Annotated in this window: 20 protein-coding genes and 2 tRNA genes; 12 read left to right on the top strand and 10 right to left on the bottom strand. The window is 72.7% G+C overall.

Going from position 1 to position 20,992, the window contains the following annotated elements:
- Window positions 1–18: 18 nt before the first annotated feature.
- Window positions 19–1,959 (top strand): carboxypeptidase-like regulatory domain-containing protein, encoded by a 1,941-nt coding sequence (locus OP18_RS42805; protein WP_162189905.1) that lies wholly within the window; start codon window positions 19–21, stop codon window positions 1,957–1,959.
- Between the two features lie 268 nt (window positions 1,960–2,227).
- The gene (locus tag OP18_RS42800; RefSeq protein WP_156090179.1) at window positions 2,228–2,791 is read left to right on the top strand and encodes a hypothetical protein; all 564 of its coding nucleotides are present in this window, start codon (window positions 2,228–2,230) and stop codon (window positions 2,789–2,791) included.
- A 4-nt stretch (window positions 2,792–2,795) separates the two neighbouring features.
- Here the strand turns inward: OP18_RS42800 and OP18_RS58150 are convergent, their stop codons facing one another.
- The 5 genes from OP18_RS58150 to OP18_RS42780 all read right to left on the bottom strand — a co-directional run bounded on the left by OP18_RS58150 (window position 2,796) and on the right by OP18_RS42780 (window position 6,228).
- Window positions 2,796–2,936 (bottom strand): hypothetical protein, encoded by a 141-nt coding sequence (locus tag OP18_RS58150; RefSeq protein ID WP_156090178.1) that lies wholly within the window; start codon window positions 2,934–2,936, stop codon window positions 2,796–2,798.
- Between the two features lie 138 nt (window positions 2,937–3,074).
- Window positions 3,075–3,581: an NUDIX domain-containing protein gene (locus OP18_RS42795; protein WP_033365002.1), complete on the bottom strand. Its 507-nt coding sequence runs from the start codon at window positions 3,579–3,581 to the stop codon at window positions 3,075–3,077.
- Window positions 3,582–3,585: 4 nt separating this feature from the next.
- A complete protein-coding gene (locus OP18_RS42790; RefSeq protein WP_033365000.1) occupies window positions 3,586–4,509 on the bottom strand; it encodes a sensor histidine kinase in 924 nt (307 codons plus the stop codon).
- Window positions 4,506–5,324 (bottom strand): MEDS domain-containing protein, encoded by an 819-nt coding sequence (locus OP18_RS42785; protein ID WP_279327182.1) that lies wholly within the window; start codon window positions 5,322–5,324, stop codon window positions 4,506–4,508. The genes OP18_RS42790 and OP18_RS42785 overlap by 4 nt, the downstream gene beginning before the upstream one ends.
- A 103-nt stretch (window positions 5,325–5,427) precedes the next feature.
- Complete coding sequence (locus OP18_RS42780) at window positions 5,428–6,228, bottom strand: IucA/IucC family C-terminal-domain containing protein (protein WP_052388180.1); 801 nt, start codon at window positions 6,226–6,228, stop codon at window positions 5,428–5,430.
- 347 nt (window positions 6,229–6,575) lie between these two features.
- Here OP18_RS42780 and OP18_RS42775 point away from each other — a divergent pair, with 347 nt between their 5' ends.
- The gene (locus tag OP18_RS42775; protein ID WP_033364997.1) at window positions 6,576–8,129 is read left to right on the top strand and encodes a peptide deformylase; all 1,554 of its coding nucleotides are present in this window, start codon (window positions 6,576–6,578) and stop codon (window positions 8,127–8,129) included.
- Window positions 8,130–8,177: 48 nt separating this feature from the next.
- On the opposite strand, the gene OP18_RS42770 is transcribed toward OP18_RS42775, so the two are convergent.
- Complete coding sequence (locus tag OP18_RS42770; RefSeq protein WP_052388179.1) at window positions 8,178–8,627, bottom strand: pyridoxamine 5'-phosphate oxidase family protein; 450 nt, start codon at window positions 8,625–8,627, stop codon at window positions 8,178–8,180.
- Window positions 8,628–8,861: 234 nt separating this feature from the next.
- On the opposite strand from OP18_RS42770, the gene OP18_RS42765 reads away from it, so the two are divergent.
- The 3 genes from OP18_RS42765 to OP18_RS42755 are packed head-to-tail and all read left to right on the top strand — an operon-like array spanning window position 8,862 to window position 13,844.
- Window positions 8,862–9,974, top strand: coding sequence for a globin domain-containing protein (locus OP18_RS42765; protein ID WP_033364995.1), 1,113 nt, complete (start codon window positions 8,862–8,864; stop codon window positions 9,972–9,974).
- 55 nt (window positions 9,975–10,029) lie between these two features.
- On the top strand, window positions 10,030–10,767 hold the full coding sequence (locus tag OP18_RS42760; protein ID WP_033365060.1) for a CPBP family intramembrane glutamic endopeptidase: 738 nt from the start codon (window positions 10,030–10,032) through the stop codon (window positions 10,765–10,767).
- A gap of 29 nt (window positions 10,768–10,796) precedes the next feature.
- A complete protein-coding gene (locus OP18_RS42755; RefSeq protein ID WP_063745742.1) occupies window positions 10,797–13,844 on the top strand; it encodes a S8 family peptidase in 3,048 nt (1,015 codons plus the stop codon).
- A 6-nt stretch (window positions 13,845–13,850) separates the two neighbouring features.
- Here OP18_RS42755 and OP18_RS53895 read toward each other — a convergent pair whose 3' ends face one another.
- Window positions 13,851–14,834, bottom strand: coding sequence for a hypothetical protein (locus tag OP18_RS53895; protein WP_052388178.1), 984 nt, complete (start codon window positions 14,832–14,834; stop codon window positions 13,851–13,853).
- Between OP18_RS53895 and OP18_RS53890 the strand changes: the two genes are divergently transcribed.
- Window positions 14,806–15,669: a hypothetical protein gene (locus OP18_RS53890; protein WP_052388177.1), complete on the top strand. Its 864-nt coding sequence runs from the start codon at window positions 14,806–14,808 to the stop codon at window positions 15,667–15,669. The two genes, OP18_RS53895 and OP18_RS53890, sit on opposite strands and share 29 nt — an antisense overlap.
- Window positions 15,670–15,772: 103 nt before the next feature.
- Here the strand turns inward: OP18_RS53890 and OP18_RS42740 are convergent, their stop codons facing one another.
- On the bottom strand, window positions 15,773–16,072 hold the full coding sequence (locus OP18_RS42740; RefSeq protein ID WP_156090175.1) for a hypothetical protein: 300 nt from the start codon (window positions 16,070–16,072) through the stop codon (window positions 15,773–15,775).
- 503 nt (window positions 16,073–16,575) lie between these two features.
- Here OP18_RS42740 and OP18_RS42735 point away from each other — a divergent pair.
- From OP18_RS42735 to OP18_RS42715, 5 genes are all read left to right on the top strand, one after another.
- Window positions 16,576–16,666 (top strand) — tRNA-Ser (locus OP18_RS42735).
- A 35-nt stretch (window positions 16,667–16,701) separates the two neighbouring features.
- Window positions 16,702–16,774: transfer RNA gene (locus OP18_RS42730), tRNA-Arg, on the top strand.
- A gap of 680 nt (window positions 16,775–17,454) precedes the next feature.
- Window positions 17,455–17,895, top strand: a complete 441-nt coding sequence (locus OP18_RS58145; RefSeq protein WP_156090174.1) for a hypothetical protein — start codon at window positions 17,455–17,457, stop codon at window positions 17,893–17,895.
- A gap of 592 nt (window positions 17,896–18,487) precedes the next feature.
- Complete coding sequence (locus OP18_RS42720) at window positions 18,488–19,090, top strand: RNA polymerase sigma factor (RefSeq protein ID WP_052388176.1); 603 nt, start codon at window positions 18,488–18,490, stop codon at window positions 19,088–19,090.
- 2 nt (window positions 19,091–19,092) lie between these two features.
- On the top strand, window positions 19,093–20,055 hold the full coding sequence (locus tag OP18_RS42715) for a CU044_5270 family protein (RefSeq protein ID WP_033364991.1): 963 nt from the start codon (window positions 19,093–19,095) through the stop codon (window positions 20,053–20,055).
- Window positions 20,056–20,141: 86 nt separating this feature from the next.
- On the opposite strand, the gene OP18_RS42710 is transcribed toward OP18_RS42715, so the two are convergent.
- Window positions 20,142–20,636, bottom strand: a complete 495-nt coding sequence (locus OP18_RS42710; RefSeq protein ID WP_033364990.1) for an ATP-binding protein — start codon at window positions 20,634–20,636, stop codon at window positions 20,142–20,144.
- Window positions 20,633–20,959 carry an STAS domain-containing protein gene (locus OP18_RS42705; RefSeq protein ID WP_033364989.1) on the bottom strand — a complete coding sequence of 109 codons (327 nt, stop codon included), beginning with the start codon at window positions 20,957–20,959 and terminating at the stop codon, window positions 20,633–20,635. Before OP18_RS42705 ends, OP18_RS42710 begins: the two co-directional genes overlap by 4 nt.
- Window positions 20,960–20,992: the final 33 nt, after the last annotated feature.

The following is a 20,992-nucleotide window of genomic DNA, read 5'->3' as shown; positions in this document are numbered from 1 at the left end:
GGAGCGGCGGCCGTACTGGTGACGGGTGGACTGGTCGCAGGGCTGGCCTCTCCCGCGGCCGCGGCGGTGAACATCGCCGTGCAGCCCGGTTCGTTCGACATGAACCCGGGCGACTCGAAGAACGTCGTCGTCCAGCTTTCAGGTGACAAGACCGACGGTGTGGCAGTGACGTTCACCGCACCCTCGGCCAACGGCAACATCACGATCAAGTCGGTCCCCGCCGACGCTGGCTGTGACTCGCCGGGCGGCACCACCGTTACGTGCAGCAGCGTCGACGTGCCGCAGAACGGCTCCAAGAACCTGACCTTCGTGCTCCAGGCAAAGAGCCCGAGCACCCTGCAGCCGGGCCAGAGCCTCAATGACCAGGCCGGCTCGGTCACCGGCGGCGGTGCCAGCGGCAGCTACAAGGTCAACCTGAAGGGCCCCGCGCAGACCGCGCCGGCGGTCCAGACCGTGCAGGAAGTCTCCGGCACGGTGAACGACTCGACCACCGGCAAGGTCCTCAAGGGCGCCTCGGTCACCATGGAGGACGGCGCCGGCAAGAGCCGCTCCGCCACCACCGACGACGCCGGCCGGTTCCGCTTCCTCGGCACCGAGACCAACCCGATCGCCCCGGGCAACATCTCGATCTCCGTGACGATGAACGGCTACGACGCCGCCTCCAAGGACGTCACCGTGCAGGCCGGCAAGTCGGCCACCGGGCAGCGGCTCGCGCTGGTGCCGATCGGCTCGACCGCCTCGCCGGTGGTGCCGACCATGGAGGAGAGCACCCCGGCCGGAGCGGACTCGCAGTCCGCGGCGCCGGGCGCGGCCAACACCGCGAACACCTCCAACGACAGCGGCGGCGGCATGTCGTCGTACATCCTGATCGCGCTCGGCGCGCTCCTGGTCGTCTTCGGCATCGTGGCGATCGTGCTGCTGCTGCGGCGCCGCGGCGATGACGACGACGAAGAGGACCTCGAGGAGGAGCCGGCCCCGCGGCGCGGCGGCGGGGGCCAGCGCCCCGGCTACCGGCCGGCGCAGGCCGACCCGACGATGGTCGGCGCGATGGGCGGCGCACCCACGATGATCAACCGTGGCAACGCGAACGACGCGACCGCGATCGTGCGGCCCGGCCGGGTCAACGACTACGACGTGCCACCGGACCCGTACGGCGCGCCGCTGCCCCGGGCGGGCTCGGGCTACGGTGCCGCCGGTGGCGGCTACAACGACCAGGCCGGCTTCGCGCAGGGTGCCCCCTCGGCGGGCGCGGGCTACGGCCCCTCGTCCCGCCCGGCGGTCGACCCGTACGGCCCGGACTACGGTGCCGGCGGTGGCGGCGGAGGGTACAACGACCAGCCCGGCTACGGCGGCGGGGCGCAGGGCGGGGCGTACGCCGACTCCACCCAGCGCTGGGAGCCGGCGGCCGGCAACGGCTACGCGGGCGGCCAGAGCGGCGGCGGGTACGGCGCGGGCGGCGCGAACGGCTACGGCGCCGAGCCCGGTGCCAACGGCTACGGCGCCGAGCCCGGCGCGAACGGCTACGGCGGCGGCGGGTACAACGGCAACGGTGCCAACGGCTACGGCGCCGACCAGGGCGGCTACGGCCCGGGCGGCGGCGGTGCCGGCGGTTACGGCCCCTCGGCCGGCCAGGGCGGTTACGGCCCCGGCGGCGGTGGCGACGGCTACCCGAGCGCGGGTGGCGGCTACAGCCCCAGCGCCGGCAACGGCTACAACGGCCAGTCGGACTACGACGGCCCGTACGCCGGCCGCGGCGGCTACGAGCAGCGCGGCGGCTACGAGCCCGCCGCCGGCTACGAGCGCGACGGCTACGAGCGCGTCCCCGAGCCTCCGCGCGCCGGAAACGGCTACGACGGCGCCAACGGCAACTACGAGCAGCGCGGCGGCTACGGCGAGCCGCAGGGCAGCCGCGGCCAGGCCGGCGGCAACCGCCGCTCCCTGGACTGGCTCGACGACTGACCCACCCCCGACACGACGCAGGACGGCGCCCCCAGTGGGCGCCGTTCCGCGTTAGCGGGCCGGCGGGCCGTCAGCCGGGCCGGCGGGCCGTTAGCCGGGCCGGCGGGCCGTTAGCCGGGCCGGCGGGCCGTTAGCCGGGCCAGCGGGCCGTCAGCCGGGCCGGCGGACCGGCGGGCCAGCGGGCCGCCCAGCCGGGACCGGCCCACCGGCACCAGGTCCGTGCCGCCGAGGGTCGCCGCGGTCGCACCGCATGCCGGAGCATGGTGGCGTGGCCGAGGAACGGCGGGGCGTCGTCCTGTACGGCACCGGCGTCGAGGCCGTCGCCGGCGCGCTGTGGAAGCTCGACCCGCGGTACGTGCCCGCGGGCGCCGAGGTGAGCGCCGGGCAGGTGCCGGTGCTGCTGGTCCGGGACGGCGCCGAGGCCGACGCCGTGCGGGGGCGGGCGGACGGGGTGGCCTGGCTGGTCGTCCAGCTCGGCCACGAGGCGGCACCGGCCGGCGAACCGGTGCTCTACCTGAACGTCGGCAGGGTGGGCGCCGAGCTGGCCGCCCGCGCGGTCGACCAGCCCGACCTGCTCGTCTGGTACGAGGTCGTCAACCGCGTCCGGGTCGTCACCAGCGACGGCGGTCCGGTGGCGGGCGACTACAGCAACGTCGAGTTCGTCGTGCCGGACGGGCACCGGGTCGTGGCGCACGCGGTCAGGGACGGCGACGGCCGGCCGGAGTGCCTGCCGGAGGACGCCGAGCTGGTGCTGCCGTCCCATGACCTGTGGGCGCTGGGGCCCGTGCGGTCGACCGAGACGTGCCCGGCCTGCACCGGACGGTATCCGTGAGGCGCTACGGTGCGGCGGGCTCGGGGTCGGGGTCGACCGCGGTGAACGGGCGCGGATGCAGCAGGCGGAGCCAGCGGACCGTGCGCAGGGCGGTGGAGGTGCGGCTGGCCCGGCGATGGCGGGGCGTGTGGCGGGCGGTGGTCACGTCACAGAGTGTGCGCGTGCGACCGCGAGGTCGTCAGCACACGAACGGTCGCGCTCCCGCACTGGTCAGCAGGGCGACGGAGCCATCCGGTTTCCCCTGTTCGGGGGCGAGTAGGTGGTGACGCGGCGTTGAGTAACGCTAGGCGTAGCGGTGGCCCATCTCGGCGTGGATGACGGTACCGGTGTCGATCGCCGTCAATGCCAGTGACAGCCGGCGGCGCAGGGAGGCGCGGATGTCGGCGGTGTCGAGCGGGGCCCAGCGCAGGCCAGTGAGCTCGTCTTCGGCGGGGCGCAGGTCGCTGCCGGGGTCCAGGACGCCGCCGTCGAAGACGAACTGGACCTGGTCGCTCCAGGGGCCGCGGCCCGGGGTCCAGTCCACGACGAGGAGCCGGCCGGCCGGCCGGTCCAGGCCGAGCTCCTCGAGGACCTCGCGACGGCAGGCGGCCGACGGCGGCTCGCCGGGCTCGACGATGCCGCCGGGCAGGTCGAGGTGCGGCTTGTAGTTGGGCACCACGAAGAGGATCCGGCCGGCGGGATCCCTGATCAGTGCGCCGGCGGCGACGGTCTTGTGGGCCATGCGGCGGGCGATGCCGGGGTGGAACTCCGCCTCCGGCGGGCCCTCCTGCTCGAAGAACGCGGCGGTCACGGTGTCAGAAGGCCCGCCGCATGTGCAGCCGCACCGTCGTGCCCGACGGGCCGGTGCGCATCTCCAGCAGGTCGCAGATCTGGCGGGCGATCCACAGCCCGTGACCGCGTTCGGAGTGCGGGTCGGAGCGCAGGAAGCCCAGGAAGTTGCCGGTGGCGGTGCCGCTGTCGGTGATCTCGCAGACGACCCGGCGGTCGGTCGCCCACATGCGGGCCTCGCCCTTGCCGCCGCCGTGGCGCAGGACGTTGGTGGCGATCTCGTTGACGGCGAGGATGAAGTCGTCGACCCGGTCGGCGGGCACGCCGAAGCGCGGTCCGTGCTCGGCGACGAACTGCCGGACCGGAGCCAGGTCGGGGTGGATGGGGATCCATTCGACGCCGGAGACCGGGTACGGGGCGAGCGGCGTGTCGCGGGAGGCGTAGTAGGACGCCGGCTCGGTGAAGTCGGCGCTGATCTCGCTGGCGGTGCCGACGGCGAGCCGGGGGTGGGTGCGGCGGGCGTCCTGGACGATGGTGCCGGCGAGGGTCCTGCTGTCGTACCCGCACATGACCCATGCGCGGGCGTCGGCGAGGGCGACGTTGATGACGGACTCGTACCGGCCCCACTCGGAGGTCTCGAGCTCGTCGCGGCCGGCCCAGACGGGCTCGCCGATGACCCGCAGGAAGGCGCTGTCGGTGGCGAGGGCGTCGATGCGGCGGTAGTGGGCGTCGAGGGTGCGGCCGGGGGAGTCGAACCAGCCGGCCGGCTCGAGGAACGTGACCTGGTCGGCGGTGCCGTCGAGCCGCTCGCGCAGCAGGCGGGTGTTGTCGGTGGAGGTGACGGCGATGACGGTGTCGCCACGGTGCACGCCGTCGACGACGAAGGGGACGGCGGCGGCCAGGAACTGCTCCGGGGAGTCGAACAGCAGGGCCTGGTGGATCAGGGTCATGTCGTCGCCATCCCCGGTTCGCCGATGGTCAGGCCGGGGGTGGCGTCCCAGCCGACGATCCGCAGCACGTTGCGCAGCGTGGGGGCGAGGTTGCGCACCTGCAGGGTCCGCCCCGGCGGGAGCGCCTCGGCGGCCCGCACGAGGGTGCGGATGCCGGCCACGTCGATGAAGCGCAGCTCGGCGAGGTCGATGACGACGACGGCCTCCGGCCACTGCGTCGTGTGGGCGAGGGCCTCGGCGAAGGGCGCGGCGCTCAGCTCGTCGACGGTGCCCTGCACACGCAGGCCGCGCGGGGCGTAGGTGGGCACGATGCGCAGCCGGCGGTCGTCGTGCAGCGGGTCGACGCACACCACGCCCGGGTGCCGGGCGACGAGGCCGCTGACGTCGGCCCGGTCGAAGAGGCGTTCGTCGTACTGGCAGATGGCCGCGAGCTCCTCCGAGCCGGTGACGGTCGAGGCGACTCCCGACTCGTACTCGTGCAGGCGGCCGGTGTCCGGCACCCTGCGCAGGGCCCAGCTCATCTCGCCGGTGAGGCGCAGGCCCTGGAAGCCGGCGGCGCGGGCGTCGCGGATCGCGTCCCGGATGCCGTCGACGAGGGTGCCGGGGTCGAAGTGGTCGTCCGTGGCCGGACGGACCTCGAGCTGACCACGGGCCATCGCGAGCGCACCGTCGACGCCGCGCGGGTCCAGCCACGCGTCGATGGCGTCGGGGGCGGTCTTGTCGGAGTAGTACAGCACGCGCTCACCACGGAGGAGACCGTCGGCGATGTAGGCGGACAACACCTCGCGCTGTTCGAGATCGCTGGCGAACGGCAGGCAGAGGTGGTCGCCCAGGCGGACGTGCCCGGTGTGTTTGGTCAGGACGCTGTCGTTGATGCTTCCAACTTACCCATTCACCCCGGAAATGATGTTTCGAGCCTCACTGGCGGATGCAGCAGCTCGTGCACACCTTGGGCGTCGGCAGGGTGAAGGCGAGGCAGCAGGTCCGCCGCTTGATCTCCAAGCCGCCCTGCTCCCGCACGGACAGCTCGACGAGGTCGTCGGCGCCGAGCGCGCCGAGCACCCGGTGGGCGGTGTCCAGGACCGTGGCGGGCGGCGCGGCGAAGCCACGCGACAGCGCGTAGGAGACCCCGGAGGCGACCGAGCCCCACAGCGTCCGCCGGCTCAGCCGTGCCTGCTTGCGCACCTCGTCGAGCATCGGGTCGAGGTGCGCGTCGACGAGGGAGCGCCGCAGGACGCCCAGCAGCTCGTCCTCGTCCTCGACGATGAGCAGCCCGGGGGTGTCGGTGGCGACGATCGGGTCGGTCGCGAGGACCGCGGTGACCGGCCGGCGCAGCGCGACGGTCAGGAAGGGCTGCCGCTCGGAGAACCGGACCAGCACGTGGTCGGGGGTCATCAGCGGCACCCGCCGCGCCTCGGCGAAGCCGAGCACCGCGGGCAGGGCGAGCCAGTAGGAGTAGCACTTCCACGCCAGGGCCGCGGCCGCGTGCGGCTGGGCGCTCCAGCGCCCCTCGGCGGCGGCCAGCCAGTCCTGGACGCCCTCGGCGGTCAGCAGCTCCGCTGCGCCGCGCCAGCCGGGCGCGTGGGGGACCGGTCCGGTCGACAGCCCGGTCGACAGTCCTTGGAGTGACTCCTTGCCGTGCCGCAGCCCCATCCGGGTGAGGGAGGCGAGCACCGGCGCCAGCGGGTCGGCGGTCGCGCGGCTGATGAGCGCGGTCACGTTGGGTCGCCGACCAGGCAGGGGGCCACGCGGCGGGAGCGCCACGGCGCGGCGTCCGTCGACTGCGTGTGTGCGGTGCTCACCACCGTTGGATACCCCCAGACATCCGTGCCAAGCGCCCACGATACAGGGATTAGGTAAGCCTAACCACTCTCCAATTGTCCGGCATGCGTCGTAACTTTGGGTGACTTTGTACAAGCGTGGTGCTGATGCCAGGACGTTGATCAACTCCGATGGAGTGGTGTTGTCAACCCTTTTGTCGGCAAATTGTCCGGTTGACCTGTTCGACTGTTACCCCAGGGACACTTGGTGGGCAGGGGCCGTCTCCCTGCGGGGCTGGGCCGGACATGACCACGAGCGACTCTCCCGTGCAGCGGGCGTCAGAGGCGTTCGTCGCGGAGTTCGCGCGGTGGCGCATCGACCGCGGCATGTCCAAGAAGCAGCTCGCCGCCGCGATGGGGTTCGACGCCTCCTACGTGAGCCACGTCGAGGCCCGCCGCCACCGCCCCACCGAGGACTTCGCCCGCCGCGCCGAGGCGATCCTGCAGAGCGGCGGCGCCATCTGGCAGCGCTACAAGGAGTACGACGAGCTGCGCGCGACCGCCCGCAGCCGCGTCGGGCTGCCCGGGCGCGACCCGCCGGTGCCCGACCAGTGGCTGCCGCCCGGCACGGGACTGGTCGTGGAGCGGGAGACCGCCCGGCTGTCCTACGTCGACGGCAGGTACCGGTGCACGGTCCGCCGTGCGCTGTACAACGCCGGCACTGAGCCGGTCACGCGCTACCTGGTGCGGATCTCCGTGGACCGCTACCCGGACGACCCGGCGCGCTCCAACCGCCATCACCGCGACCACCCCATGTCGTGGGAGGAGCTGGCGATGGTGGCGTCGTGCGCCGGTGAGCCCATGGACTGGCGGTCCAAGACCGACCGGGACGCGCTCAAGGAGGCGTGGCTGCTGTTCGAGAACGCGCAGGGCCGCTTCCCCCTGTACCCGGGGCAGCGGACCACGATCGCGTACTCGTGGCACATCAGCGTCGAGAAGTGGGGCCACTGGTTCCAGCGCACCGTCCGCCTGCCCACCCGGCAGCTCACCATCGAGGTCGAGTTCCCGGCACGGATGCGGCCGGTCGTCTGGGGCGTGCAGACCTCGCTGTCGGCGGAGGAGGTGCCGCTGCGCACCCCCATCACCCAGGAGCTGTCCGTCGACGGGCGGGCGGTCTTCTCCTGGCACACCGAGCAGGCGACCCTGCACGACCGCTACCGGCTGGAGTGGCGCTTCCGGGGCACCCGGCCCGAGGGGGCGGTGGAACAGCCGGACGACTGGGAGGAGCCCCCTTTCGTGCAGCCGGCCTCGAGTGACGCCATGCGCGCGGCCGGTGTGATTCAACGTGGCGACGCCGGCCTCGACCGGCCCGTGCGGCACCTGGACCTGCCCGGCGAGTCGGCGCGGGCCGAGGACGTCGTCGGCCAGCTGTCCACGGCGCTGGACCGGATCGAGGCGCTGCACCCCTTCGTCAAGGGTGTGGGGCTCGCCGCCCCGCAGCTCGGTGCGGGGCTGGCGGTGGCGGTGATCCGCCCGGCGGAGCCCGACGCGGCGCAGATCGTGCTGATCAACCCGAAGGTCGTGGCCGAGTCGGGCGACGCGGACGAGCAGTTCGAGGGCTGCCTGTCGTTCTTCGACGTCCGGGGGCTGGTGCGCCGGCCGCTGAAGATCACCGTGCAGAGCCAGCGGCTCGACGGCACGACGGTCACCACCGTGTTCGAGCGCGCCCTCGCCCGCTTGGTGGCGCACGAGATCGACCACCTCGACGGGCGGCTGTACCTGGACCGGATGGAGCACGACGCGCCGCTCGTACCGACGACGGAATACCGGCAGACGGGCAAGCCCTGGCGCTACGCCTGAGCGGTCACGGCCTGAGCGGTCACGGCCTGAGCGGTCACGGCTGGGCGGTCACAGCTCGCCGGGCGCGGAGAGGTAGGCCGACTCGACGTAGACGGTGATCCAGCGGGCCGGGCGGCGGTCGGCGACCAGATCCAGGGCCGGGTCGAGGTTGAGGGCGCGGTAGGCGCGCCGCATCGCGTCGTCGTCGAGGATCTTCGCCCTGCCGTTGACGTGCAGGCCGATCGCGCCGCGGGCGAAGTCGACGAAGAGCAGGCTGACCCGCGGGTCGCGGGCGATGTCGGAGATCGCCTCGGACAGGCTCACGTCGTCGAACTCGGGCCACGCGAGCCGGTTCACGGACAGGATCCGCACGAAGCCGGCGCCGCCGGTGACGAACGTGCAGTCGTGGCCGTCCTCGGGCTCGCCCGTCGCCACGAACAGCATCTCCTGGCGGCGGATGAAGTCCTGCATCCGGTCGTCGAGCTCGGTTCGGACCTCGTGTTCGGACAGTGTCGGCACGGTGCACCTCCGGGAGACGGACGCCTGCGACCAGCGAAACACCGGGGCGGCGGGGCGGCCGGACAGTCAGTGCGACATGGCCGGCCGGCCCCGTGTCCAGTGCCCGCCGGCGGCGCGTCGAGGGGAAAACCGGCGCTGAACACGAGACGTCGCACAGTCAGTGCGATGCGTGGTCTTCGCTGGTGGCGAGGCTGACTCTCCTACGGCACCTACGTTTGACCGCGAAGGGCACCGATGAGCAATCTGTCGCGATTACTGAAGGAGAGTTGGACCCTCGTCGAGGATCAGCAGGACAAGCTCGCCAGCTACTTCTACGCGAGGATGTTCCTGAACAATCCGCAGCTCAGGGACCTCTTCCCGGTCCAGATGGACGTGCAGCGCTCCCGGCTCCTCGGCGCGATCGTCACTGCCGTGCAGACCGTCGACGACCCCGACACGTTCGCCGAGTACCTGCGGTCCCTCGGCCGGGACCACCGCAAGTTCCACGTCCAGCCGGAGCACTACGACGACGTCGGCAACGCGCTGCTGGAGGCCCTGCGCACCTTCGGCGGCGACGAGTGGAGCCTCGAGTTCGACCAGGCGTGGCGGGACGCCTACGCGGTCATCTCCGCCAAGATGATCGCCGGCGCCGAGGCCGACGCGACCAACCCGCCCTACTGGCACGCCGAGGTGCTCTACCACGAGCGGCGCACCCCCGACATCGCCGTCATCACCTGCCGGCCGCTGCAGCCGCTGGAGTACCGCGCCGGGCAGTACATCAGCGTCGAATGCAAATACCAGCCGCGGCTGTGGCGGGTGTACTCGGCGGCCAACGCGCCGCGCAAGGACGGCTCGATCGACTTCCACGTCCGGGCCCTCGGCGCCGGCTGGGTGTCCTCGGCGCTGGTGCGGCGGGTCCAGCCGGGCGACATGATCCGGCTCGGCGCGCCGATGGGCTCGATGGTCCTGGACCGCCGCTCGACCCGCGACATCGTCTGCGTCGCCGGCGGCACCGGGCTCGCCCCGATCAAGGCCCTGATCGAGGAGATGACCCGCGCCAACCGGACCCGGTGGGTGCACGTGTTCTTCGGCGCCCGCGACCGCTCCGACCTGTACGACCTGGCCTGCCTCAACCGGCTGGCCGCCCGGTACCCCTGGCTGTCGGTGGTGGCCGCCACCGCCGACGACCCCGAGTTCCCCGGGGAGCACGGCAAGATCTCCGACGTGGTCGCCAGGTACGGCCCGTGGAACGATCACGACTTCTTCGTCTCCGGCTCGCCGCAGATGGTGCGTTCGACCCTGCGCACCCTCGCGGAGCTGCAGGTCCCCGCGATCCGGATCAAGTACGACGCGTTCGGGGACTCCTGACGCGGGAGGGGCGCCGTTCGTGCGGGCGGCGCCCCGACCGCACTACAGTTTCGACGTGATCGACAGGCGTGCCGTCCGCGTTGAGGTGCTGCTGCTGCTCGGCGTGTCGCTCGGCAGGTCCGCGATCCTGTCGGTTCTCGCGATCATCGACCGGCTCACCTACGTCAAGCCCTTGTCGGAGCAGACCGCGACGCTCAACCCGTCGGTCACGCCCGACCGGCCCTGGCTCGACCTGGCCTACCAGCTCACCTACGCGGCGCTGGGCTTCGTCGCGCCGTTGCTGGCGGTGTACCTGCTGCGCCGCGACCACGAGGAGTGGCGGCTCGGCGTGCGGCCGGCCTCCGACCTGGGCTGGGGCGCGGGCCTGGCCGCCCTGATCGGCCTGCCCGGCCTCGGGCTGGTCTGGGTCGCCCAGGAGCTCGGCGTCAGCGCCCGCATCGTGCCCGAGGCGCTCGGCACCCGCTGGTGGTCGGTGCCGGTGCTGATCCTCGCCGCGCTGCAGAACGGCGTGCTCGAGGAGATCGTCATGATCGCCTACCTGCTGACCCGCCTGCGCGACCTCGAGTGGGGCTGGTGGCCGGCGATCGTCACGAGCGCGGCGATCCGCGGGTCGTACCACCTCTACCAGGGCTTCGGCGGGTTCGTCGGCAACTTCGTGATGGGGCTGATCTTCGGCTGGTTCTACCGGCGGACGAACCGGGTCATGCCGCTCATCGTCGCCCACACCATCCTCGACATCGTCTCGTTCGTCGGGTACGCGCTGCTCAAGGATCATTTGGCGTTCCTGAGATAGGGCAAATCGCCACAATTAGTCTGACTGGCGTGGGCCGAATCCTTCTCGTCTTCACCCTCGCCGCCTCCTACGTCCTCGGGGCGCCCGTCGCGGCGCGGGCCAGGACCGACACCGCGCTCTACATCGTGCAGCTGGCGGGTGACCCGGCCGGCCGGCAGGAGAGCGCCCGCGGCCGGATCCGTGCCGACCGCGCGGCGGTGCTGCGGCGCGCCGGCATCGGCCGGACCGTCGCCGTGTACGAGTCGGCCTTCAACGGCTTCGCGGCCGCCCTCACCCCGGCGCAGAAGGCGCGCGTGGAGCGGACCCCCGGCGTGCGGCGCGTCTGGCGGAACGAGCGGCGCACCGTCGACACCATCTCCACCCCCGACTTCCTCGGCCTCACCGGCGACACCGGCGCGTGGAGCAGGCAGTTCGGCGACCCGTCCCGCGCCGGCGAAGGCATGATCATCGGCGTCGTCGACACCGGGTTCTGGCCGGAGAGCCCCAGCCTCGCCGCGCTGCCCGAGCCGCGCCCCGACCAGGCCCTCATCGACAGGAAGTGGAACGCCGGCGGGGCCGACAAGTGCGACGAGGGCACTGGCACCGCCGAGCAGAGGATCACCTGCAACAACAAGGTCATCGGCGCCCGGTACTACGACGGCAGCGGCTTCGGCGGCTGGGAGTCGGAGTTCCGCTCGCCCCGCGACTACGACGGCCACGGCACCCACACCGCCACCACCGCCGCCGGCCTGCACGACATCCCCGCCACCATCAACGGCGACCCCGTCGGCCACGTCTCCGGCATGGCCCCGGCCGCCCGCATCGCCGTCTACAAGGCGCTGTGGCGGCAGTCCGACGGCGAGGGCTCCGGCGGCACCGTCGACCTGCTCGACGCCGTCGACGACGCGGTCAGCGACGGCGTCGACGTCATCAACTACTCCGTGTCCGGCTCCTCGGCGCTCGTCGTCGACCCGATCGAGCTCGCCTTCTACAACGCGGCCGCGGCCGGGGTCTTCGTCGCCACCTCCGCCGGCAACAGCGGCCCCGACGCGTCCACCGTCGCGCACAACGCGCCGTGGGTGACCACCGTCGCCGCCAGCACCCACGACCGCGGCGCCGACAAGTCCGTGACCCTCGGCAACGGCACGACGTACACCGGCGCCGGCCAGGGCCCCGCCGTGCCGTCCGCGCCGCTCGTCGACGCCGTCACCGCCGGGCTGAAGAGCGCCGACCCCGACAAGGTCGAGCTGTGCTACCCCGGCACCCTCGACCCGGCTGCGGTCAAGGGCCGGATCGTGCTGTGCAAACGCGGCGTGAACCCGCGCACCGACAAGAGCATCGCCGTGCGCGACGCCGGCGGCGTCGGCATGGTCCTCTACAACCCCGACGAGAACTCGCTCAACGCCGACTACCACGTCATCCCGACCGTGCACGTCGACCACGTCGCCGGCGCCGCGATCAAGGCGTACGCGAAGACGGCCGCCCCGACCGCGTCGCTGTCCGCGGTGTCGAAGACGGTGCCGCGCGCCCCGGCGATGGCCGCCTTCTCCTCGCCCGGGCCCGCCCTCGCCGGCGGCGGCGACCTGATCAAGCCCGACATCACCGCCCCCGGCGTCGACATCGTCGCCGGCGTGTCCCCGGCCGGCCACCACGGCAACCTGTACGACGGCGAGTCCGGCACCTCCATGTCCAGCCCGCACGTCGCCGGCATCGCCGCCCTCGTCCGCGCCGCGCACCCCACCTGGACCCCGTCGGCCGTGCAGTCCGCCCTCATGACCACCGCCAGCGTCTTCGACAACACCGACGGCATGATCCAGCGCGCCGGCAGCATCGCCAGCCCGCTCGACTACGGCGCCGGCCACGTCACCCCCGCCCGCGCTTTCGACCCCGGCCTCGTCTACGAGTCCGGCCCCCAGGACTGGGCCCGCTACGCCTGCGGCCTCGGCCAGCTCCAGCTCGTCAGCGACTGGTGCCCGACCGTCGGCACCATCGACCCGAGCGACCTCAACTACCCGTCGATCGCCGTCGCGGCGCTGCCCGGCCGGCAGACGGTCACCCGCACCGTGACCAACGTCTCCACCCAGCCCAGCGTCTACGTCGCCGCCGTCACCCAGCCGCAGGGCGTCACCGTCACCGTCAGCCCGAGCACCCTGACCGTCGGCGCGGGCGAGAGCGCCACCTTCCAGGTCACCATCACCCGCACCGACGCCCCGTACCGGACCTGGACCTTCGGCTCGCTCACCTGGACCGACCTGCGCGGCCACACCGTGCGCAGCCCCATCGGCGCCCGCCCCGTCGCCCTCGCCGGCCCTGGCGAGGTCACCGGCACCGGCGCCGCCGGCACCGCCACGATCGACCTCACCGGGGGGTACACCGGCACCATCACGACGAAGATCCACGGCCTCGCGCCGTCCACGGTCACCGAGCGGAGGCTGGCCGGCAGCACCGCCGCCTTCGTGCCCACCGCCCCGGCCACCGGCCCCGCCGTCTTCACGTTCAGCGTCACCGTGCCGCCCGGCACCGAGGTCGCCCGGCTGGCCACCTTCGCCGCCGACCACGTCCCCGGCACCGACCTCGACCTCTACGTCTACCAGGACGGTGACCTGGTCGACCGCAGCGACGGCACCACCGCCGACGAGGAGGTGGCGCTCACGTCGACGGGTGTCTTCGAGGTGTACGTGGTGCGCTTCGCCGCCCCACCGGACGCCGACGCCCTGCCGGTGCGGGCGCACACGTTCCTCGTCGGCGGTGCGGCGGCGGGCAACCTGACCGTCACGCCGCGGGTCTCGCCGGTGCGGCCGCAGCAGGTGGTCAGCTTCGAGGCGGCGTGGAAGGGCCTCGACCCGGCGAAGCGGTACCTGGGCATGGTCGAGTTCGGCGACGGGACCGAGGCGCGGGCGTGGACGACGGTCGCGATCGGCCCGGTCGCCGGCCCGCCGCCGATGCCGGTCCCGGCTCCCGGTGCGCCTTCCCCGGCGCCGAGCGCGTCCGCTTCCAGTGCGCCGTCGCCCTCGGTCAGCGGTGTGTCGCCGGTTCCGGTGCCGACGGTTTCACCGGCCGCCGGTGGTGCGGGTTCGCCGGCCGCCGGCGGCCGGTGACGGCGCTCAGCGGCCGGGCTCGGGGCGACTCCCTCGGCGGCGGTAGTAGCGGGTGGCGCGCATCGCGATCGCCTCGGTCGACCTGACCGCGGCGACCGCGCCGACGACGGGCCCGATGCCGGGCACCGCCCGCCGGGCGATCCTCACGCCGGCGGCCTGCAGCAGCCCGCCGCCAACCACCCGCCCCAGCGGACCCGCCAGCCTGGACACCCCCACCCCGGGCCCGGCCCGCCGCGAGCGCTGCGCCTGCTCCGCGGCGAGGAGGGCGGCTTCGGCGGTGGCGACCTCGGCGTACACCCGCTGCAGGACCAGCAGCTCGGCCGCCCGCCGCCGATCGAGCGGATCGTGCCCGTGCGCGGCCGCCAGGTGCAGGACCAGCTTCGCCTGCAACCAGCCGACCCCGGCCGCCTCCACGACCAGCCCCAGCGACCCGGCCGCCCCCGCCACGAACCCCAGCCGCCGCGCCCGCCGCACGAACTCCCGCGTGATCGCTCTCCCCACCGCGTCCCCGTCGGCCCCGGGGTAGTTGACCGCGTACCACGCCACCCGCTCCCGGGCACTCTCCCCGAGCCTGGCGACGGCACTGAGCGCGAGGAACTCGGGCAGGTACGCAGGGTTGAACCCCGCCCGCTCCCCACCCTCCTGACGCCCGACCCCCGCCGCTTCGGCGGACGTGCCGAGGTCGGTCGGGTCCGCTTCGACCACCTCGACGGCAGCGGCAACCAACGACTCGGCCCGCGGCTCCGGCTGTGGTTCCGGTTCGAGTTCGCGCCGCGACTCAGACTCGGGCTGCGCCTCGGCCTGGTCCTGCTGCGCCGGCTCGGTCCGGGGCGTCGGCTCCGGCGTCCGCTCGGGCTGTGGCTCGGGCTGGGCCTGCGGCGCCGGCGCGGGCTCGGGCTGTGGCGCCAGCTGCGCGGTGGTCGCCGGGAAGAGGACCTCCTGCGTCGAGGTCGCCTCGACGGTGGCCTTCTTCGCAGCCGCCTTCTTCACCGGCTGGTCCGCTGCTGCCTTCTCCGTCGCCTTCCTGGCGGCAGCCTTCTTCACCGTTGCCTTCTTCGCCGGGACCTGCTTCGCCGGGACCTTCTTCGCGGGCGCCTTCTTCACCGGCGGGGTGGTCGCCGCGGGCGCGGCAACATTCGCAGACCCGACGGTCTCCGCGGCTGCCGGCTCCACGTCCTGGACCTCCGCGGGAACGTCCGCGGCCGGCGCCACCTTCTTCGCCACCGCTTTCTTGGCCGCCTTCTTGGCCACCTTCTTCGCGGGCGGCGGCACCTCGTCCGCGGCCGTCACCGGTTCAGCAGCCTTCCTGGCCGCCGGGACCTTCTTCGCCGGCGCCACCACTCCTTCCGCCCCCGTCGCCCCCGCCGCAGTCTTCCCAGGCGCCGCCTTCACAGTCGGCGCGGCTTTCGCGGGCGGCGCAACCGTGGCGGACGGCGTGGCCTTCGCGGCCGTGGCGGGCGGCGCGGCCTTCGCAGGGGGAGCGGCCTTCGCGGGCGGCGCGGCCTTCGCGGCCGTGGCGGCCGTGGTGGGCGGCGCGGCCTTGGCAGGGGGAGCGGCCTTGGCAGGGGGAGCGGCCTTGGTGGGCGGCGCGAACGGCGTTACCGGCGCCGCCGCCGGCCGCGGCATCCGTGGCTGCGGTGGCACCGCCTTCGCCGGCTCCACCGGCGCCGGCGGCGCGCCGAACGGAGTCGTCGCCGGGCGCGGGGTGGCGACCGGCGGTGGCGGCGTGTCCGCCGGGTCGTCCTGCGGCGGCGGCTCGAACCGCAGGGACGTGTCACCGAGGACCCTCGGGCGGGAGGGCGTCTCGTCGGAACGCGGAGGCTGAGTGGACTTTGGATCCTCTCCCATCCGCAAGAGCGTAATGCGCCTGCGGGTTCAGCACCCGTCGTGCGGCCCGGGGATCCCGGACAGGACCCCCGGGCCGATGGTCAGCCGGCGGGGATCGTCTCGGTGACCGTGGTCGTCCGGTCGTTCCTGGCCCGGAACGTCTGCGCCGTGGCCAGGCCGGTGCCGCCGAGCCTGCCGGAGCGGCCGTCCTGGCTGACATCGGCGGCGAACGCGACCGGCTCGCCCGACAGCGCGGCGACGGCCCGCAACTCCGCCGGGACGGGGGCGCCGGTCGTGTCGCGGATGGTGCCCGCGACGGTGCCGCCGCCGTGGCGCAGCGCGCCGCCGGCCTCGTCGGTGCACCACTGGCGGAAGCCGGTGCCGGTCAGCGGCAGATCCACGTCGACCGGCTGCACGCAGCCGTGCGCCGGGGCACCAGTCGTGCGCCCGCTGGGTGACCCCGTGCAGGCCGCTGAAGCCCACGGTGTACCGGCCCTCGACGAGCAGGCCGCCGGCCTGGTACCGTCCGCCGGCCCTGGTCAGCCGCCGACCGACGGCCCCGGTAGGCAGCGGGTCCTCCTCGACCGTGACCGGTGCCCGGCGAGACGCCCCTCGGCCGGGTCGGCGGCGACGGCAGGTGTGACGGGAACCACCGCGGAGGCGGTGGTGATCGCCGTCGCCGCTGCGAGCAGCAGGGGACGGCGGAGGGCACGCGTCGGCGTGGCACTCCTGGGTGAACGCGGCGGGAGGATGGCGCGCCGACCGACGCCAGCGCCGTGAACAGCGCAAACGTGGTCCGGGGCAGTGGCGGTGGTCGTCGCGGCGCGCCGGGAGCGTACCCGCTTTGCCCGGTCCTCTGCTGTCCCTGTATCCTCGGACGGCGGCTCCTGGCGACAGGGGCTGTGGAGGCTTCGCCTAGTTCGGTCTATGGCGCCGCACTGCTAATGCGGTTTGGGTCTTAAAGCCCATCCCGGGTTCGAATCCCGGAGCCTCCGCGCAAAACCTGGTGTGTACACTAGGCGAGCACCAAGCGCCCGTAGCTCAACGGATAGAGCATCTGACTACGGATCAGAAGGTTAGGGGTTCGAGTCCCTTCGGGCGCGCAACATCAAGAGGCGGTTGACCTGCGGAAACGTAGATCAACCGCCTCTCGCGATTCGTCCACTGTGGACCTGAAGTGCTCCGAAAGGGAGCCGCTGTTTCGCAACAGTCCAGGTCGGGGCGTGCTGGTAGGGATCCGTTCGTGCCGGTTGGTCTGAATCTTGGACTGGGTGCGATGGTGTCAACCAAGATCAAGCAGGATCTCCGGATCGTGATCCAGGCCAGCGCCGACCGTCGTCAGTGAAGATCGTCTGCCGGGGTCGCATCGCCGTGCGGACGTCCGCGACGGCGCCGGCCGTCCGGGCTGTTGGCTCCATCGCGTCAGCAGCACTCCCAGGCACGCACCTGGCTGGGCGCCACCGCCGAGCCGACCCCGTCCGGGTCCCTCACCGCAGCTGGCCGCCGGCCATCTGACTGCACCACCGTAGGCACCCACTGCCGCCCATACGCATCCGGATCTGGCCGAGTTGAGTGCGGTCGATCATGGCAATGGAGGGCGCCTCGGACTTCTGCCGGACTCGCTTTTCATGGACGTCCAACATGACAGTTTTCAGGTTGTCCGGTCGCGGTGCGGTGATGTTCCCGCCGTCGCGGCCGTGCACTTGGCGACACAGTGCCATGCGTACGCGGATCTTCTGCCCACCTCCGTGCTGAAAGAGATGAGCGTGGATTCGTTGGTGGAGTGGTGGGAGTCGCGGCTGCGAGCGTGACCAGGTGGTCACTCGAATGGGCGACACCCGCTCTGGTCGGGCGCGCGTGCCAGCATTACTGGCTGGGCCGGGCGGAGGGCAATGATCCAGCAGTTGGGTGGGCCAGCGGGCCAGGCGCCTCCTCCGGCACCCGGCAGCGCACCCACGCCGAGTTCTGGCGGCCTGACGGGACGCCGGTCGAACTCGGCGCGGGCGACAACGGTCGGGCCGCCGCGCTCAACAACACCGGCAGCGTTGGCATCGAACGGGACCGTACGTCGCTGGCCTGGCGCCACGGCCGGCTCATCATGCTGCGCGGCTCCGCCAATGCCGGAAGCGTCGAACGCGACGCTGTCGTGGCGGGACCCGCCGATCGGGGCGCCGGTGTCGACAAGCCGGCCGGCTGTTGCGCGACGTTCGCGGTGAGCATGTAGGCGTCGTTGCTGGTGAGCGTGGAGCGGCGTGGTGAAGCCCTGTCCGCCGTAGGTGGGCAGGGCTTGGTGTTCAAGGTGTCGTGGTGGTGTTCATTCTGTCGTGACTTCGGCGACGGCGGCGCGGGGCAGGCCGCGGCTGGTTTGGTGGATGAGGGTGGCGGCGTCGTTGGAGAAGAGGGGTGTCGGTGCGGCCGGCGGGTGCGAGGTGGTGTTTGACGTAGCCGGCGGTGTCGGTGGCGGTCATCGGGTTGAGGATGTAGCGCAGTGCGATGCGTTGGTCGAGGGCCGCCGAGGGCGGCGACGATGGCGCGGTGGATGCCGCAGGCGCCGATGATGGTGTGCCGGGTCGGGTCGAGCGCGGCGAGGGCGGCGCGGACGGCGACGGTTTGCCGGCGCTGACTTCGCCGGTGATGACGCCGAGGCCGTGTTCGGTGACGCACCGTTCGCTCCGGCACTTCGCGAGGATTTGATGTCGCAAGGGCGATTGTGGGGTCGAGCTTCGAACTCGTTTGGCCCGGTCGGGCAATGACAGGTGACGTCGTCGTCGACAGGGAAGGTGTTCGATGATCAAGTACCCCGGAAGCGGGCGAGTATGACGGCGCGCACAGCGCCCCACGAGGCGGCGAGCACGTTCAGTGACAGCGACCTCGTCGAGCAGTCCTTACGGGAGGGGGAGCGGTTCGCGGAGGTCTTCGACCGGCACGCGGCAGCGGTACACCGGTACCTGTCGCGGCGGATCGGCCGAACACTCGCCGATGACCTGACCGCCGAAACGTTCCTGGTGGCCTTCAGTCAGCGGGAACGCTATGACACCAGGCACCCGGATGCCCGGCCATGGTTGTTCGGCATCGCCACCAACCTGCTCCGGCATCAACAGCGCGCCGAGATCCGCCAATACCGGGCGCTAGCCCGTACCGGGGTGGACCCGGTGGGCGACCACATGGAGGAGGAGGTCGTCGCCCGGGTCGTAGCGTCGGATGCGCACCGGCGGCTTGCGGCGGTACTGGCCAAACTGCCGGCTGGCGAGCGCAGCGTCCTGCTGCTCATCGCCTGGGAGCAATTCAGCTATGACGAGGTCGCGCGGGCGCTGGGCGTACCGGTCGGCACGGTCCGCTCACGGCTACACAGCGCCCGGAAGCGGATCCGCGCGGTCATGGGCGATCTCGATCTGATCACACGTGGGGAGATGGAATGATCATGGAGGAGCTGGATCTCGTCAAGGGCTTCCGTAGCGACGTGTCGCCCGCTGACCCAACGATTCTCGCCGCGGCCCGCGCCGACCTGGTCCGGAACGCCCGCGGGGTTCGCCGCCGCCCGATGCGCCGGCCGGTACCCCGCCTCCGCTGGAGCCTGGCCGCCACGATGGGTCTGGCCCTGCTGCTGACCGGGGTACTAGGCGTCGGCGCCCTGCTCGGCAACCGACCCACGCCCGGCACCGTGGAACCCGATACTGATGCCGCCGGGGTCCTGCAGCTCGCCGCGGTCGCCGCGCAGGACAAGCCGGCGCTGAAGGCCCGACCCGACCAGTACGTGTTCATCGAGTCGGTCACCGTCGGCTATACCGGAATCCCGAACCCAAGCATGCGCCAGATTTGGCTGTCGGTGGACGGCACGCGGGACGGGTTGCTACGTCAGGAGTTCCCGGGCAGCGGGACGAAGCCGGGAAGGCCTCAAACCGAGCCGGGCAGACCGGAGGACGTGCCGTTGCGAGGGTGCCGCGACGGGCATTTTGTGGATGGCGGCGTCGCCCGGTCGTGCCAGCCTCAACCGGCGTTTCGGACTGACCTGCCGACCACCACGGACGTCATGTTCAGTTGGCTCTACGAGAACAGCCACGGGGACAATCCCCGCGACGTGGAAGCGTTCAACACTGTCTGCGAGCTCATCCGGGAGGCGTACCTGCCACCGGCCGCGCTGTCGTCGCTGTTCTCGGCAGCGTCGCGGATCCCGGGGGTGACCGTGGACAAGGACGCACAGGACGCGTCCGGGCGGCGCGGGATCGGGGTGAAGATGTCCGATGGTGGCGCTGGGCACGAGCTGGTCTTCGACCCGAGGACGTACGAGTACCTCGGTGAGCGACTCCGCGGTGTGCACAACGAGTTCAGCGGTGCCGCCCGAATCCGGCTCGCGATCGTGGACGCGGCCGGCCAGCTTCCCTGACCGGCGCAACCCCGGCCCGGCGCCCATACCACGGCCGCCAGGCCGTCCGCGCGCCCACGCTTCTGGACCGAAGGCGCAGACCTTGATCAATGCTTAGTGGTCCAGAGCGGGCGATGAGTGCCGCACGGGTGTGCGCTGTCTCGACGCGGGCGAGGGCGCCCGCGTGGCCGGTCGTGGAGCGCACGGCGGGTGGCGACCTGGACGGTGAAGGCGGCGCCGGTGTGCCACATGTCGAGGTCGTCGCAGGTCTGGCGGGCGAGCCAGAGGCCGGCGCCGGCGCGGCGGGGGTCCTGCTGGGGATGGTATCCGGCGGTCGGGTCGGGATGGCCCGGGCCGCGGTCGGTGACGCGGCATTCGAGGCGGCCGTCGCGGGCCCAGAGGGCCAGCCGCAGCGGTGGCTCGCCGTGCAGGTAGGCGCTGGTGCGGATCAGGGTCGGCACGTCGGCGAGGTGGAGCTTGACCTGCCGGCGGAGGTCGCTGAGGTCCTGGACGGTCCGTGACTCGGCGGTCATCAACGGGTGGGCCGACGGTGTCACGAGGTCGCCGGTCCCGCGGTGGAACAGCGCGAGGTGGCGGGTCATGACAGGTCCGGCGGGTTGTGGCTGACGCTGTCGACGATCCGCGGGTCCGGTGACAGGTCGAGGCGGCTCAGGACGCGGTGGGCGGGATGGTCCGGCGGCGCGACGAGGTGGCAGTCGATGCCGCGGGTGCGGCACCGCTCGTGGATGGTGACGAGCGTCCGGGCGCCGGTGACCGCGAAAACTTCGAGCTCGTGCAGGTCGATGACGACGGTGTGCGGCGCGTCGAGGCCGGCCAAGGTACGCCGGATGAGCTCGTCGAGGTCGGGGGCGGTCGCGGCGGTGACGTCGTCCGCGGTGCACGTGACGCAGAATTTCAGGTCCATCTGCCGGCTCCGCCGGTCGTGGCCCGGTCCCGG

It is taken from the genome of Dactylosporangium aurantiacum (assembly GCF_000716715.1).
In the GTDB taxonomy this organism is placed as follows: Bacteria; Actinomycetota; Actinomycetes; order Mycobacteriales; family Micromonosporaceae; genus Dactylosporangium; species Dactylosporangium aurantiacum.
The sequence above is the reverse complement of the archived record's forward strand: the minus strand, read 5'-3'. Positions and strand labels throughout refer to the sequence as shown.